Annotated in this window: 14 protein-coding genes; 2 read left to right on the forward strand and 12 right to left on the reverse strand. The window is 70.0% G+C overall.

Translation table 11 applies throughout. From position 1 onward, the window contains the following. Positions 1–118: 118 nt before the first annotated feature. The 10 genes from ACWELJ_RS16965 to ACWELJ_RS17010 all read right to left on the reverse strand — a co-directional run bounded on the left by ACWELJ_RS16965 (position 119) and on the right by ACWELJ_RS17010 (position 10,227). Positions 119–808, reverse strand: a complete 690-nt coding sequence (locus tag ACWELJ_RS16965; RefSeq protein ID WP_452367066.1) for a GntR family transcriptional regulator — start codon at positions 806–808, stop codon at positions 119–121. Positions 809–820: 12 nt separating this feature from the next. Next, positions 821–1,483: an aspartate/glutamate racemase family protein gene (locus ACWELJ_RS16970; RefSeq protein WP_452367067.1), complete on the reverse strand. Its 663-nt coding sequence runs from the start codon at positions 1,481–1,483 to the stop codon at positions 821–823. Continuing rightward, positions 1,480–2,505 (reverse strand): DUF6282 family protein, encoded by a 1,026-nt coding sequence (locus tag ACWELJ_RS16975; RefSeq protein WP_452367068.1) that lies wholly within the window; start codon positions 2,503–2,505, stop codon positions 1,480–1,482. The genes ACWELJ_RS16970 and ACWELJ_RS16975 overlap by 4 nt, the downstream gene beginning before the upstream one ends. A gap of 28 nt (positions 2,506–2,533) precedes the next feature. Further along, on the reverse strand, positions 2,534–4,060 hold the full coding sequence (locus ACWELJ_RS16980) for an ABC transporter substrate-binding protein (protein ID WP_452367069.1): 1,527 nt from the start codon (positions 4,058–4,060) through the stop codon (positions 2,534–2,536). An 83-nt stretch (positions 4,061–4,143) separates the two neighbouring features. After that, positions 4,144–4,971 (reverse strand): ATP-binding cassette domain-containing protein, encoded by an 828-nt coding sequence (locus tag ACWELJ_RS16985; protein WP_452367070.1) that lies wholly within the window; start codon positions 4,969–4,971, stop codon positions 4,144–4,146. After that, positions 4,968–5,864 (reverse strand): ABC transporter ATP-binding protein, encoded by an 897-nt coding sequence (locus ACWELJ_RS16990; protein ID WP_452367071.1) that lies wholly within the window; start codon positions 5,862–5,864, stop codon positions 4,968–4,970. Before ACWELJ_RS16990 ends, ACWELJ_RS16985 begins: the two co-directional genes overlap by 4 nt. Next, positions 5,861–6,772 (reverse strand): ABC transporter permease, encoded by a 912-nt coding sequence (locus ACWELJ_RS16995; protein WP_452367072.1) that lies wholly within the window; start codon positions 6,770–6,772, stop codon positions 5,861–5,863. The genes ACWELJ_RS16990 and ACWELJ_RS16995 overlap by 4 nt, the downstream gene beginning before the upstream one ends. Continuing rightward, positions 6,769–7,794: an ABC transporter permease gene (locus ACWELJ_RS17000; RefSeq protein ID WP_452367073.1), complete on the reverse strand. Its 1,026-nt coding sequence runs from the start codon at positions 7,792–7,794 to the stop codon at positions 6,769–6,771. Before ACWELJ_RS17000 ends, ACWELJ_RS16995 begins: the two co-directional genes overlap by 4 nt. Then, positions 7,791–8,858, reverse strand: coding sequence for a sugar phosphate isomerase/epimerase family protein (locus tag ACWELJ_RS17005; protein WP_452367074.1), 1,068 nt, complete (start codon positions 8,856–8,858; stop codon positions 7,791–7,793). The genes ACWELJ_RS17000 and ACWELJ_RS17005 overlap by 4 nt, the downstream gene beginning before the upstream one ends. Continuing rightward, positions 8,851–10,227 carry an FAD-binding oxidoreductase gene (locus ACWELJ_RS17010; RefSeq protein ID WP_452367075.1) on the reverse strand — a complete coding sequence of 459 codons (1,377 nt, stop codon included), beginning with the start codon at positions 10,225–10,227 and terminating at the stop codon, positions 8,851–8,853. The genes ACWELJ_RS17005 and ACWELJ_RS17010 overlap by 8 nt, the downstream gene beginning before the upstream one ends. Positions 10,228–10,550: 323 nt before the next feature. Between ACWELJ_RS17010 and ACWELJ_RS17015 the strand changes: the two genes are divergently transcribed. Both ACWELJ_RS17015 and ACWELJ_RS17020 read left to right on the forward strand, forming a co-directional pair. Continuing rightward, a complete protein-coding gene (locus ACWELJ_RS17015; RefSeq protein WP_452367076.1) occupies positions 10,551–11,735 on the forward strand; it encodes an acyl-CoA dehydrogenase family protein in 1,185 nt (394 codons plus the stop codon). A gap of 148 nt (positions 11,736–11,883) precedes the next feature. Then, positions 11,884–12,861: an alpha/beta hydrolase gene (locus ACWELJ_RS17020; protein WP_452367077.1), complete on the forward strand. Its 978-nt coding sequence runs from the start codon at positions 11,884–11,886 to the stop codon at positions 12,859–12,861. On the opposite strand, the gene ACWELJ_RS17025 is transcribed toward ACWELJ_RS17020, so the two are convergent. Both ACWELJ_RS17025 and meaB read right to left on the reverse strand, forming a co-directional pair. Further along, complete coding sequence (locus ACWELJ_RS17025) at positions 12,858–13,373, reverse strand: N-acetyltransferase family protein (RefSeq protein WP_452367078.1); 516 nt, start codon at positions 13,371–13,373, stop codon at positions 12,858–12,860. The genes ACWELJ_RS17020 and ACWELJ_RS17025 overlap by 4 nt on opposite strands. 5 nt (positions 13,374–13,378) lie before the next feature. Beyond that, positions 13,379–14,386 carry a methylmalonyl Co-A mutase-associated GTPase MeaB gene (gene meaB, locus ACWELJ_RS17030; protein WP_452367082.1) on the reverse strand — a complete coding sequence of 336 codons (1,008 nt, stop codon included), beginning with the start codon at positions 14,384–14,386 and terminating at the stop codon, positions 13,379–13,381. Between the last annotated feature and the right edge of the window lie 21 nt (positions 14,387–14,407).

The following is a 14,407-nucleotide window of genomic DNA, read 5'->3' on the forward strand; positions in this document are numbered from 1 at the left end:
CAATTAGATTGTGCACAATCTATCTGCCGGTCTGCTCCATCACATCGCGATGGGCGATTGAGCCGTGCGGTTTCGGGCCGTCCGACCAGATGGCCGGCACGCAACGGCAACCGAACAGCTACGGTTCCGCGTTGCCTTCGCCATCGTCGTCGAGGTCGGACAGCGTGCGTTCCCGGCTCACCCGCACGTGGGCGAGCGCGGCCGCGGTGGCGCCCTCCACGTCGTGCGCGGCGATGGCGTCGATGAGAGCGGTGTGCTCGCGCAACTGCCAGTCGTGGGCGTGGCTGCTGCCGCGGATCATGCGCAGCCTGCCCATCAGTGGTTCCAGGGTCGTCTTCAGGTGTGGATTGGCGGCGATGTCGACGACCGCCTCGTGGAATTCGGTATTGATCCGGCTGATCTCCGCGTGGTCACCGCCGGCGGTCGCGATCTCGGCCCGCGCCACGATGTCGCGCAGCCACGCGATGTCGGCGTCGGTGGCGATCGAGGCGGCCAGCCGGAAGGCCAAGACCTCCAGCGCTTCTCGCACGTCGAACAGATGCTTCACATCGGTTCGGGTCAGCTTGGTGACGATCGCGCCGCGCCGCGGCACCGCGGTCGCGATGCCCTCGGTCACCAGCCTGCCCAGGGCTTCCCGGACCGGCACCCGCGACACCCCGAACTCCTCGGCGAGCACCAGTTCGACCAGGCGCTCGCCCGGCGCCAGGCGGCCGTCGGTGATCCGCGCCCGCAACTCCTCGTAGACCTGTTCGCCGAGCGAGTTGTCCCGGTCGCCCAGCCGGGTGGCAGCTGTCCGCCGATTCCGCACCTGTTCCCCTGTTCATTTCACCTGGTTGGTCGCTCGGGCCACCGCCATCCTGACAGCCGCCGGGACCGGTTGGACGATCGGTGTTGCCGAGCGCGTCGCGAGCGCCGCGGCCGCGGCGCCGAGCGGTCCGCCGCCGATGACGATCGCGGCCGCGCCGTCCTCGCGGACGGCCCGTTCGCACGCGCGCGCCAACGCGCCCTCGAGCCGATCGGGAGCGGCCAGCAGGTCCGCGAACTCCCCTGCCGTACAACGAATTCCAGTCAACTGCGATCCGACGCCATAGGTGTCGGCGAGTCGGCGCAGCGACGCCGTCAGCGCCGGGGTGGTGGTGACGATCGCGAAACGGCGCCCGTCCGCGGCCGCCTCGGCCAGGGCCGCCTCGGCCAGGCCCGTCACCGGCACCGCGGTGGCGTCACGCAGCGCCGCGAGTCCCGGGTCGCCGAACGCCCCGACGATGTACCCGCCATAACGGTCCGGGTCCAGTGTCGCGGCCAGCCCGGCGACCGCGGCCGCGCCGGTGGCGAGCTCACCTTCGTCACCGATCAGCGGGACGCCCTCGCGCACAGTGTGTCCCGCCACGGGCACCCCCGCGGGCGCGTGTCGTCGCGCGATCGCGAGCATCCCGGCGGTGATCCGGTGGCTGGTGTTCGGATTGATCAGCAGCAGCGGCTTCACCTCCGCGGTTCCAGGTCCAACAGCCGTTCGGGATTGTCCCTGATCATCAGCTGGATTTCGGCCGGGGTGAATTCCAGGTCGAGCAGCGAGCTGATCAGCATGCGCATTCCTTCGGCCGGAGTCGGCTGGGAGCCGATCCCGTAGTCGGTGCCGAGGATGAAATGCTCGACGCCGATATCGCGGATCTGCCGGGCCCACGGGACGATGCCGGAATACTCCGGCGCGTTGGCGATCCCGGCGATCTCGTCGGCCCATTCCCGCTCGACGTAGTAGTTCGTGCGCGGCAGGCCGCGGTGGAACATCCAGTCCGAGACCGCGCCCTCGAGCAGAACTCCCTTGGCCGCCAGCTGTTTCTGTTGTTCGGTGCTGAGCCGGCCGCGGCACGGGTGGGCCACGACGATCTTGCGGATTCCGGCGTCGAGGGCCAGCTCGGCCAGCCGGATCGCCTCCTCGGCGGAGACGTGCCCGGTATTGAGGTGCACATCGGGCCGCTCGGCGATCAGCGCGAGGATCTCGGACAGGTCGTCGGGAACGCTGCCGTCGAGCGGGATGCGGATGGCGCGCGACAGTTCCTGCTCGACGAACTTCGGGTAGCGATCCTTGAACGGCACCGGCTTTCCGTCCACGTAACTGCCTTCCCGGCTGGCCATGAAATGCGTGCAGTGCGCGCCGAAGTGCACGAATTTCGCGCCCGCGCCGTAGTGCAGCGCGGTCTTGACCGCGCGCGGGTTCATGCCGCCCAGGTTGGAGGTGAGGATGATGCCACCGAATACGTCGATGCCGGGAACCTGGCGGGCGGTCAGCAGCGCCGTCCCCGAGCTGACGCCGAGGGTGTGATCGAGGTACATCACCGCCCGCATGCCCGCGGCCTTGGCTTGTTCGGCGATCTGGAAGGGATCCAGGCGGCCGGGGCACGACCGCAGCCACGGCCCGGCGTGGATATGGACGTCGATCGCGTCGCGGATCAGTTCGTCGGGCAGTTCCATCGTCCTGACGACGGGCGCGGTGTCCGGGGCGGTCACGGATTCTCCTGTTCGGTGCGGTGGTCGATCAGTGGGCGAGGCGGACGAGCTTGGGGTTGAAGATCACGAACGACGGATCGTTGGGCATCGCGGCGACTTTCGCGTCGGTGACCACGACGGTCGCGGGGTTGGCGATGTTCATCGCCACGCCGTCGTCGAGGATGGCCTGCTGAGCCTGACGGAACGCGGTGCAGGCCGCGGCGGCGTCGGTGGCCCGGGCGCCGTCGGCGAGCAACTGGTCCACGCGCGGATTGCTGTAGCGCGCCCAGTTGTTCGAGCCGACCGCGGCGGTGGCGAACCGCTGCGCCAGCCAGGCGCCCACTTCGGGATAGTTCGGGTTGTCCCACAGCACACCCAGATCGGGTTCGGTGGCGGGAGTGGCGATCATCTGCAGGTACTGCGGGAACGTCACCGGCTTCAGGTTCACCGTCAGGCCGATCTGCGCCAGATTCGACTGCAACAGGGTCGCGGTGGCGGCCTGCTCGGGGAATTCGGCCTGATACACCATGGTCAGCGACTTCCCGACGGCTCCGGACTCAGCGACCAGCGCGCGGGCGCGGTCCAGATCCTGGTGTCCCGCGGCGGTTTCGGTGCGGCAGTTGACGGCGGGGGCGACCAGGCCGGTGGCCGCGGCCCCCTGTCCGCCCAGCACGGTGTCGAGGTGCCCGCGATAGTCGTAGGCCAGCTGGACGGCCTGTCGGACCCGCTTGTCGGCGGTGATGCCGCCGGAGGCGTTCATCATCACCATGGTCTGGTTGAGGGTGGGCAGCGAGGTCGCGGTGAACCGGTGATCGGCGCTGACCGTACGCAGGTCGGCCGCGGCCAGCCGGGCGGTGAGGTCGATGCCGCCGGACCGCAGTTCGGCCGCGCGGGTGGCCGATTCGGTGATGTAGCGGAAGGTCAGGTGTTCGGGGCGAGCGCCGTCGAACTCCCGGTACCCGGCCGACCGGGTCAACTCGAGTTCGGTGTTGGCGGTGTAGGCGTCGATGGCGTACGGGCCCGAGCCCGCGTCGTTGGTGGCCAGCCAGGACTGCGCGTGATCAGTGCCGGCATGGCTCTCGACCAGCCGGGAGTCCAGGATGTACACCTTGCTCAGCACACCGGCGAATTGCAGGTCGGGCTGGGTGAGCTTGATGGTGACGTGGGTGTCGTCAGCGGCGGTGGCCGAGTCGAGGTCGGGCAGGTATCCGGCGACGCCCGCGCCGACCTGCTTGATCCGCTCCAGCGTGTAGACGACATCCGCTGCGGTCAAGGGGTTTCCGCTGTGGAATCGCACGCCTTCGCGCAGGGTCAGGGTGAGGGACCTGCCGTCGGGCGAGTAGGTCCACGCGGTGGCGAGCTGGGGTTGCAGCGCGCCGCTCGCGTCGTAGGCGACGAGTGTGTCGTAGACGCCGGTGACGGCCAGGTCGTTCTGGATGTCGGAGGCCTGTACCGGGTCGAGGGTGCGTGGGGCTTCGGCGATTCCGATGACCACACGGGATCCGGTTGCCGCGGAGTCGGTTCCGCACGCCGCCGAGAGCACCGCGGAACCGAGCGCGAGAGCTGCGACGAGCACTCGTAAAGGGGTTTTTCGCATGGGGTGATGCCTGTTCTCGAGAGGGGTTGGTGGGTCGGCGAATACACGCCGGAGTCCGGGGTTCAGGCCCGATCGGCGCGCCGGGCCTGCTGTCGTGCGGCGCGCCGCGCGCGTTCGGCGGCCGGGTCCAGGCGGGGCACGGCGGCCAGCAGCCGCCGCGTATCCGGCGAGACAGGTGCGTCGTACACCTGGTCGCGGTCGCCGTCCTCGACGACGCGACCGTCCGACAGCACCACGACCCGCTGGCACAGGTAGCGCACCACCGCCAGATCGTGGGCGACGAACAAGACGGTCAGCGAGAGCTCCCGCCGCATGGTCGCGATCAGGTTCAGGATGTCGGCCTGCACCGAGACGTCGAGCGCCGACACCGCCTCGTCGCAGATCAGCAGCCGCGGCCGGGTGCTGATCGCGCGGGCGATCGCGATGCGCTGACGCTGCCCGCCGGAGAACGAGCGCGGATAGCGGGCGAGCGCGTCGGCGGGCAGGCCGACGCGGGTCAGCGCATCGGCGGCCGCCGTGCGCAGCCGGTCCCGATCGCGCAGACCGCCGATCCGCAGCGGCTCGGCGACGATGTCTCCCACCGTCATTCGCGGATTCAGGCTGGTGTAGGGGTCCTGGGAGACGATCTGGATCTCGCGCTGCACCCGACGCCGCGCGTCTCCGCGCACGGTGGCGACATCCAGGCCGTCGTACCGCACGGTCCCGGTATCGGGGTGATCCAGCCCGAGGACGCAGCGCACCGTCGTGGTCTTGCCCGAACCGGACTGGCCGACCAGGCCGACCACCTCGCCGACCGGCACCGAGAAGCTCACCGCGCGCAGCACTTCCCGGCGCCGGGCGCCGCGGCCGAAGGCCTTCGTGATTCCGTTCACCTCGAGCAGTGGGCTCATGATGCTCCGTTCGATGGGTCGGTGGCGTCGGGCAGCCCGAGGTCGGCCACCGAGACCAGCGGGATCCCGGGATCGCGGTCCAGGGTGGGGGTCGCGTCCAGCAGCGCCCGGGTGTACGGGGCCGACGGCCGCGCGAAAAGGTCGTCCACGGGGGCGTTCTCGACCATGCGGCCCGCGCGCATGACGTAGACCCGATCGGTGGCGCCGGCCACCACGCCCAGGTCGTGGGTGATGAGCAGGACCGCGAGCCGCAGATCGTCGGACAGCTCCACGATCAGATCCAGCACCCGGTCCTGCGCTTCGACGTCGAGGGCGGTGGTCGGCTCGTCGGCGATGAGCAGCGCGGGCTGCCCGATCAGCGCCGCCGCCAGCACCATCCGCTGCCGCTGTCCGCCCGAGACTTCGGAGGGGTAGGCACGCAGCCGCCGCCGGGCGTCGGCCACCCCGAGCCGCTCCAGCATCCGCGCCGCCTCCGCGGTGGCCTGCCGGTTCGAAACACCACGCTGCACCAGCGATTCCGTGATCTGGTCGCCGACGGTCAGCACCGGGTTCAACGCCGACATCGGATCCTGGAACACCATGGCCACGACCTGGCCGCGCAGCTCGCGGACCTCCGCGTCGGACGCGCCGATCACCTCACGCCCGGCGACCCGGATCGATCCGCTCAGCGCCAGCCGTGGATCCAGGCGCAGGATCGAGCGGGCCGTGATCGATTTGCCGGAACCCGATTCGCCGACCAGCCCGACCCGCTCCCCCGGCCAGATCTCCAGATCGACACCGTGTACGAGCGGAATGCCCGCTCCGGGTAGCGCATTCGGTGCCGGTACGCGGACCCGCAGATCCTGGACGCGCAGTAGCGGTGCGATGGTGCGGTCGATGTCGCGTGGTCTCACGATGTCGTCTCCGGGTCGAGGCGGACGCGCAACGCGTCCCCGAGGATGCCGAAAGCCATGGCGCACAGGGTGATCAGGAGACCGGGAAACAGGGCGATCCACCACGCCGTGGTCATGAACGCCTCTCCGGCGGCGACCAGGTTGCCCCAGTTGGCGTCCGGTGGCGGCGCGCCGACACCGATGAACGCCAGGCCCGACATGATCACGATCGAGCCGCCGACCTCCATGCCCGCCGCCACATAGATCTGGTCGAGCGAGTTGGGCAGCAGATGGCGGCGAATCAGCCACAGCCGCCGTGCCCCCATGCGCCGGGCGCCCTCGAAGTAGGCCTGGGACATGGTGGTGCGGACCGTGGTGCGGGCCAGGCGCGCGACCCCGGGCCACAGGGTGACCACCATCGCGATGACCAGCGCGTGCTGGGACGGGCCCAGCGCCGCGGCGATGCCGAGGGCGAGAACCAAGGTGGGAACCGCCATCACGATCTCGCAGATCCGCATGATGGAGGCGTCGAGCCAGCGCGGCGCCAGGGCCGCCGTGACCGCGACCGCCACACCGATGACGGTCGCCGCCAGCGTCACGCCCACCGCGGCCAGCAGGGTCTCGGACGCCCCGGCCAGGATCCGGGAGGCCATATCGCGCCCGAGCTCGTCGGTGCCCAGCAGGTGCTGGAGACTCGGGGACCGCAACGCCCGCGGCGGGTCGGCGTGATAGGGGTCGTAGGGCGTCCAGACCGCGCCGACCACCGCGAGCGCCACCATGACCAGCAGCACTGCCATCGCGGCACGGTCGACCAGTCCGGATCGGTTGCCCCACCAGGCTCGTGCCGACCGAGCGGGCCGCCCCAGCAGCTGGGCGCCCAGGGTCACCGGCGGCGCGGCGGGCGCGGTGGGAGTGTCGACGCGGGTCATCGGACCGCCTCCGGCAGCAGGGCCGACCGCACCCGCGGGTCGAGCCGGATCTGGGCGAGGTCGACGAGCAGGCTCGCGCCGGTGACGACGACGCCGACGACCAGCACGCCGCCGAGGATGGCGAACGTATCCTGGCTCAGCACAGCGCGATTGAGGTAGGTGCCCATGCCGGGTGTGGCGAACACCGTCTCCACCAGCAGCGCTGATCCGATCAGCCAGCCCAGCTGCATACCGAGCAGGGTGACCGAGGAGGTCAGGCTCGCCCGCAGCGCGTGATGGCGCACCACCCGGCGGCGGCTGAGCCCCTTGGCATAGGCGAAGGTGACGAATTCGGTGTTCAGCGCGCCGATCATGCTGGTCCGCACATTGCGGGCCAGATGCGCCAGAAACGGTGCCGCGAGCGCGAGCGCCGGCAGGATCAGGTGGCGCGCCACGCTCGCGAACGCGGCGCCGTTGCCGCTCAGCAGGGCGTCGAGCAGGGTGAAGCCGGTCAGGTGCCGGGGCGTCAGCCCGATGTCGGAGCCGCCCGAGATCGGCAGCACGCCAGCTTTATCCGCGACGCCGAACTGCAGCAGGATGGCCAGCCAGAACACCGGCGCACCGCCGAGCACCGTCAGCAGCAGCCGCAGCCCGGTATCGACCGGACGCCCGGCGTTGACCGCGGCCACCACCCCGATCGGCACCCCGGCCGCGACGATGATCAGCAACGCCACACCCACCAGTTGCAAGGTGTTGGGCAGCAATGTGCCCAGATCTGCCGCCACCGGCCGGTGGGTCACCGCCGAGCGCCCGAAGTCACCGTGCAGGGCGCGGGTCAGGAACGACAGGTACTGCTGCGCCCACGGCCGGTCCAGGCCCAGCGCGACGCGGGCCTGCTCGACCTGCGCCGGTGTCGCGTTCTGCCCGGCCGCGATGCGCGCCGGATCGCCAGGAATGATCTTGGTCAGCAGGAACACGATCGTGGCGATGCCCCACACGCAGACCAGGGCCTGAGCCAGCCGGGCCGAGATGAATCCGGTCATGCTCGGCTCGCCTCCTGACACGCCGAGGCGGCAGCGCGCAGCACCCGAGCGCTGTCGGCGAAGAACACCGACTCCTCGTCCTCGGTGGTCGGGTTCCGCAAGTCCGCCAGCGTGGGACCCGTACCGCCGGCGGCCCGCTCGGCACAACGGGTGGCCTGCGCGCGCAACGCCGCGAATTCCTCGGCGGTCAGGTCGGTGTGCGAGGCGACCCAGCGTTCGTCGTGAATGAACAAGGTCATCTCCGCGCGCGCCCCGCTGACACCCTCGATCGACAGATTCAAGGCCGGGTTGTGCGCGAGCAGCGGGGCCAGCAGCGCGGGCCAGTCGATGAAGCCCGCTCCGGCGGGCACGACGAAACGGCTGTACCCGGCCTCGGTCTCGAGCAGCACCACATCACGAAGGTGGGTCTGGCGAACATACGGGGCGACCCGCGCGGCGGCCGCGGTCGGATCCTCGCCGCGGGCAACGACATTGGCGCAGTCGAAGGTGATGCCGAAGACGTCCGGCCCGGCCGTCTCGACCAGCCGCACGGTCTCCCACGAGGTGATCTCCTCGTGGGTTTCGATGTTCAGGTGCGCCCCGGTCCCCCGCAGCACGGGCGCGAGACCCCGGAGGTACTTCTGGGTAGCGGCCAGCTGATCGGACCAGTCCACGTCGGTGCGGAATCGGTCGCAGGCGTACAGGCCCGGCAGCGTGAACTGGTAGTTCGCGGTGGCGGTCCACAATTCGGTGATCCCCGCCGCGGCGAGGGCCTCGATGATGCGGATCATCCCGTCGCGGTAGCTGCCGTCGCCGAAAGCGCGGATCCGCGGCGCTTCCGGGGTGGCGTACGGATTGCATTTGGCCACCCCGACTTCCACGTACATCCCCAGCTCCGCGGCGGCCGCGGTCACCGAGGCCAGTTCCGCCGGATCGAGGGTCGCGCTGAGCTCGAACGGTGAGCGGAAGAACGCGCCCCGCAGGCCCGCGGCCCGCATGTGCTCGAGGGTGCCGACCGCACCCATCTCGGCCGCGCGTGGATATTTACTGGTGTCCGCGCCGATCGCGGGACGCGGGTCAGTCATCGATATCCACTCCTTCGGCCAGGTCGACCAGCCCGCGATGGAAGACGTCGGTGGGGTCGTAGGTTCGCTTGACGGCGACCAGCCGGTCGTATTTGGCGCCGTACACCGCCCGCGCGAGCGCGTCGTCACCGGCGACGGAGGTGAAGTTGATATAGGTGCCGCCGCCGTGCGGGGCGAGGTCGTCGGCGAAAGCGCGGGCCCAGCGCACCAATTCGGGCTTGTCGCCGGGATACAGCCAGTCCGCCCCGATGTTCACCGAGAACAGCCCGCCGATCCCCGCGGTGGCGTCGTCCTCCCGGGCGGCCGGATGCCTGGTGCCGGCGATCAGCTCGAATGGGCACAGCAGCTGGTGGGCGATGAAGGCGCTGGAGTTCAGGCTCTCCCCCGGGTAGGCGTCGCAATGCCGCAGGATCAGGTCGATGACCTCGTCGTCGAGCCCGGGCAGGGCGCTGTGCTTCCAGTAGTGCCCCAGGCCGTAGCGGAATTCGTCGTCGGTGGCGTGCTGCAGCGTGACGTGCTCGATGGTGCGCACGCTGTCGTAGATGGGCGGGGCCGCCGCGAACATCGGTGCGGTGGCGGCGGGTTCGGCGGCCGGGTCGCCGTAGTGCAGGGTCGCCACCGAGATCACCGGCGCGCCACGGTGTTCCGCGGGCAGCTGCGTCCAGTACTCGGGCGCCCGCAGGAGCCGGAGATAGGTGCCGATATGGGCGGGCGCGTCGGGGCCGAAGTCCCGGAACAACCGCAAGATCGGCGTGCGGTGCTCGGCGGCGAACAGCTGCTGGCGAATGGTCACCGGTCCCGGCACCGCCACGGTGCGGAACACGAACCGGGTGACGATCCCGTAGTTGTGCCCGGCGCCGCGCAGCGCCCAGAACAAGTCCGGATGCTGCTGCCGGGTCACCGTCAGCAGGCGGCCGTCGGCCAGGACGACGTCCATTTCCTCGACGTAATCGACGGTGGCGCCGAACATCCGGCCCAGATAGCCGACGCCGCCGCCGAGGGTCAGGCCCGCGACGCCGGTATGCGAGACCACCCCCGCGGGGACGGCACGCCCGGCCGGTGCCAGCGCCCGGTCCACCGGCCCCCAGGTGCACCCGGCGCCCACCTCGACCCGCTCGGTACGCGGGTCGTAGGCGATGTGGTCGAGCAGTGCGGTGTCGATGAGTACCGCGCCGTCCGCCACGGCGGTTCCCGCGAGATTGTGGCCGCCGCCGCGCACGGTGATCGAAAGGCCCTGAGCGACAACCCATCGCACCGCCGCGGCGACATCGTCCGCGCTCGTGCAGCGGACGATCGCGGCGGGGCGACGATCGATATCGGCGTTCCAGACCCGGCGGAGCCGGTCGTACCCCGCGCCGGTGGGATCCACGACCTCGCACGAGACCGCGGTTCGCAGTCCGTCGGCGAGCGACGTGCTTGCGGCAGGTGCATGCAAAGACACTCAGCTCCAACCCATTTCGATGATCGCGCGACGGAGGTGCCGCAGGAGACCGAGGCGATGGGGCCGTTCCCGGCGCCTCTTGTATACAGTGTGCCAACGCGAACGGGCGCTTGGTTTTCCGTGGTGTTTCGGGTTCGTAAATGGCCCGCCGGCCCGATTGGCGCGAAATGCTTTCCCGCACAGGCGGCATGGCACTAAGTTTCACTAGAACGCGTTCCACTAGGGGGTACGCCGATGCAGCGGGAGTTGTGATGACGCATGAGGTACTGAGCCGGATCGAGGAACTGTCTGGACAGTTCGCGGCGACCGCCGACGAGACCGAGCGCCTGGGAAAGCTCTCCGACGAGAGCGTGAAACTGCTGCGCCAGACCGGCATCATGCGGATGCTGCAGCCGACCGAGTACGGCGGCCTGGCCGCGCACCCGCGCGACTACGCCGAGGCGGTCATGGCCGTGTCCAAGAACTGCGGCTCGACCGGATGGGTGACCGGCGTGGTCGGCGCGCACCCGTGGGAAATGGCGCTGATGGATCGCCGGCTGCAGGACGAGGTGTGGGGTGAGAACCCCGAAGCGTGGATCGCCTCGCCGTACGCGGTGATGGGCGTCGCGAAGCAGGTCGACGGTGGGTACACGCTGAACGGGCGCTGGGCCTTCTCCTCCGGCACCGACCACTGCGACTGGATCTTCCTGGGCGCGTTGCTCGCCGACCCCGAGGGCAATCCGGTGATGCCGCCGACCGTGCTGCACGTGGTGCTGCCGCGCGAGGACTACACCATCGTCGACGACTCCTGGGACGTCATCGGGCTGCAGGGCACCGGGTCCAAGGACATCATCGTCGACGGCGCCTTCATTCCGGCCTACCGGACCATCGAGATGGAAGCGGTCGCCGAGGGCGAGCTGGCCGCCGAGCGGGCGGGCCGCACCGACACCGTCTACAAGCTGCCGTTCTGGTCGATGTTCCCGCTGGGCATCACCGCCGCGGTCATCGGCATCGCCGAGGGCGCGCTCGCGGCCCACCTGGACTACCAGCGCAATCGCGTCACCGCCACCGGCACCATGATCAAGGACGACCCGATCGTGCTGTCGGCCATCTCCGAGGCCGCCGCCGATATCGCCGCCTCGCGCACTCAGCTGCTCGACGGCATCAGCCGCCTCTACGACCTCGCCGACGCGGGCGAGCCCATCTCCTTCGAGGACCGATCCGTGGTGCGCCGCAATCAGGTTCGCTGCGCCTGGCGGGCGGTGGCGGCGGTCGACCAGATCTTCGCGCGGTCCGGCGGCAACGCGGCGCGGCGGCAGAATGTCATGCAGCGGTTCTGGCGTGACACGCACGTGGGATTGCAGCACGCCATCCACACGCCCGGATCGATCTACCACTCGACCACATTGACCACCATGGGCCTGGAACCCGAGGGCCCGCTGCGCATGATGATCTGACCGAGCCGGGTGTGCGGTCCGATAGCCGCGAAGCCGCGGCTATCGGACCACGCGATCTCTACCCCTTTTCGCCGCGGCGAAACCCGCTCGCGGCGAACACGCGTGCTGATGCCAGAAATTCGACGTCAACAGCGGGATACTCGCTGTCATGCATCGGCTGACGCGTTCCCTCGTTGCCTTGATCGCCATAGTTGCCGCCCTGGTGCCAGCATCCGCGCACGCCGACCCGGGCGGGGGTTCCGGCATCGTCGACGTGCGACCGCTCGGCGGCCGCCAATACGAGGTGACCGTCTACTCCGCCGCCATGGGCCGCACGATCCCGATCTGGGTGTCGCACCCGGACGGCCCGGCGCCCGCGCTGTACCTGCTGAACGCGGTCGACGGCGGCGAATCCGGCGGCCCCTGGTCCAATCGCACCGATGTCGCCCAGTTCTTCGCCGACAAACCGGTCAATGTCATCACCCCGATCGGCGGACGGGCCAGCTTCTACACCGACTGGATCTCCGACGACCCGACGCTGGGCCGCAACAAGTGGTCCACCTTCCTGATCCACGAACTGCCGCCGCTGCTGGAATCGCGCTTCCAGATGACCGGGCGCAACGCCATCGCGGGCGCGTCCATGTCCGCGACCTCGGCGCTGAATCTCGCCATCGAGGCGCCCGGCATGTACCAGGCCGTCGGGGCCTACAGCGGTTGCCCGCGCACCACCGACGCGGTGGCCCGCAATTTCGTGCGGTCCGAACTCGGCCTGTTCAGCGCGAACGCCGCCAATATGTGGGGGCCGGACAACAATCCGGCCTGGGACGCCCACGATCCGGTGATCAACGCGGACCGGCTGCGCGGGGTGGCGCTCTACATCTCGGCGGGCAATGGCGCACCCGGCGTGCACGATTCCCTCGCGGATCCGAGTATCGGCGGGAACCCGGCCACGCTGGCCGATCGCATGGCGGTCGGCGGGATCATGGAGACGGTGGTGCGCGGCTGTACGGACTCGCTGGTCGGCAGGCTGGCGGCGCTGGGGATTCCGGCGCAGGTCGCCTACCGCGACGGGACGCACGCGTGGCCGTACTGGCAGGACGACATGCACGATTCGTGGCCGCTCATCGCGGGCGCCCTGGGAGTTTAGACAGCCGCACCGGTGGGCCAGGTGATCTCGAGGTCCCGGACCTCGAAGCCCTGCGGGAAACGGAAGGTGCGAGGTGTCCCAGCGCGCCCGCCATGACGCTCGTAGAACGCGATGGCGGCCGTATTCTCCTCCAGCACTTCGAGGTAGACCGGACGCCCGGGGAATTCGGCCGCGGCCCATTCGAATCCGTGGCGCAGCAGCCGGGTCCCGATGCCGCCGCGCTTCAACGCCGGGCTGACGTGCAGGTTGTCGATGAGGATCCGGCCATCGGATTGTGCGGCCAGATAGATGAATCCGGCGAGCCCGGAACCGGATTCCGCGATGAACAGACTGCCCGGCGTAGCATCGCCCGCGAGCCGGGCGTGCCACATCCTCCGGTGGTCGCCCGCTAGAGCCCCGTCCAGATACGCCGCGGGCATGATTCCCGCGTACGCGGTGCGCCAGCTGGCCGTGTGCAGCGTGGCGACCGCCTCCGCGTCGGAGCCGAGACCGGGGCGGATCCGGACGGTCATGGCCGTCAGTCCCGTTCGTCGAAGGCCCGCAGGATCTGTTCCGCGGCCAGCGCCGGGGTGAGCGAGCCGTCGCGGATCTGCTGCTCCACCGGAGCGCGCAGGGCCTTCACGTTCGGGTTGTCGGACAGCCGCCGCAGGAGGTTGTCGTGGACCATGGTCCACGTCCAGTCGACCTGCTGGCGACGGCGCTTCTCGGCGAACTCGCCGGCCTCGGTGAGCACCCGGCGGTGGGTGAGCACGGTGTCCCAGAACGTGTCCAGGCCGGTGCCGTTGAGCCCCGACATGGTGAGAACCGGTGGCCGCCACAGGGATTCGCGCGGGTGCACGAGCCGCATGGCGCCCTGCAGTTCCCGGGCCGCGGCCTTGGCCTCGAGCTCGTACCGGCCGTCGGCCTTGTTCACGGCCACCAGGTCGGCGAGTTCGAGGACGCCCTTCTTGATGCCTTGGAGCTGATCACCGGTGCGGGCCAGGGTGAGGAAGCAGAAGACGTCGACCATATTGGCGACCGTCACCTCGGACTGGCCGACGCCGACGGTCTCCACCAGGATCACGTCGTAACCCGCGGCCTCGAGCAGCACGATGGTCTCGCGGGTCGCCTTCGCCACGCCGCCGAGGGTGCCCGCGGTCGGTGAGGGCCGGATGAACGCGGCGCGCTGCACCGACAGTCGTTCCATGCGGGTCTTGTCGCCGAGGATCGAGCCGCCGGTCAGTGTCGAGGACGGGTCCACCGCGAGCACCGCCACCCGGTGACCCTGCCCGATCAGGTACATGCCGAGCGCGTCGATGAACGTCGACTTGCCCACGCCCGGAACACCGGTGATGCCCACGCGATTGGACAGCGCCCGCCCCGCGTCGGGGGTCAGCCGCAGCAGCAGCTGCTGGGCCAGCTCCCGATGGTCGCTGCGGGTGGATTCGACGAGGGTGATGGCGCGGGCCAATCCGGCCCGCTCCCCCGCCCGCAGCGCGGAGTTCACCTGCGCGGCCTCTCGGTATCGAAGGCCAGTGGCGCCCAGTGCTTTCGGGTGGTTCGGCGG

It is taken from the genome of Nocardia sp. NPDC004582, assembly GCF_053602115.1.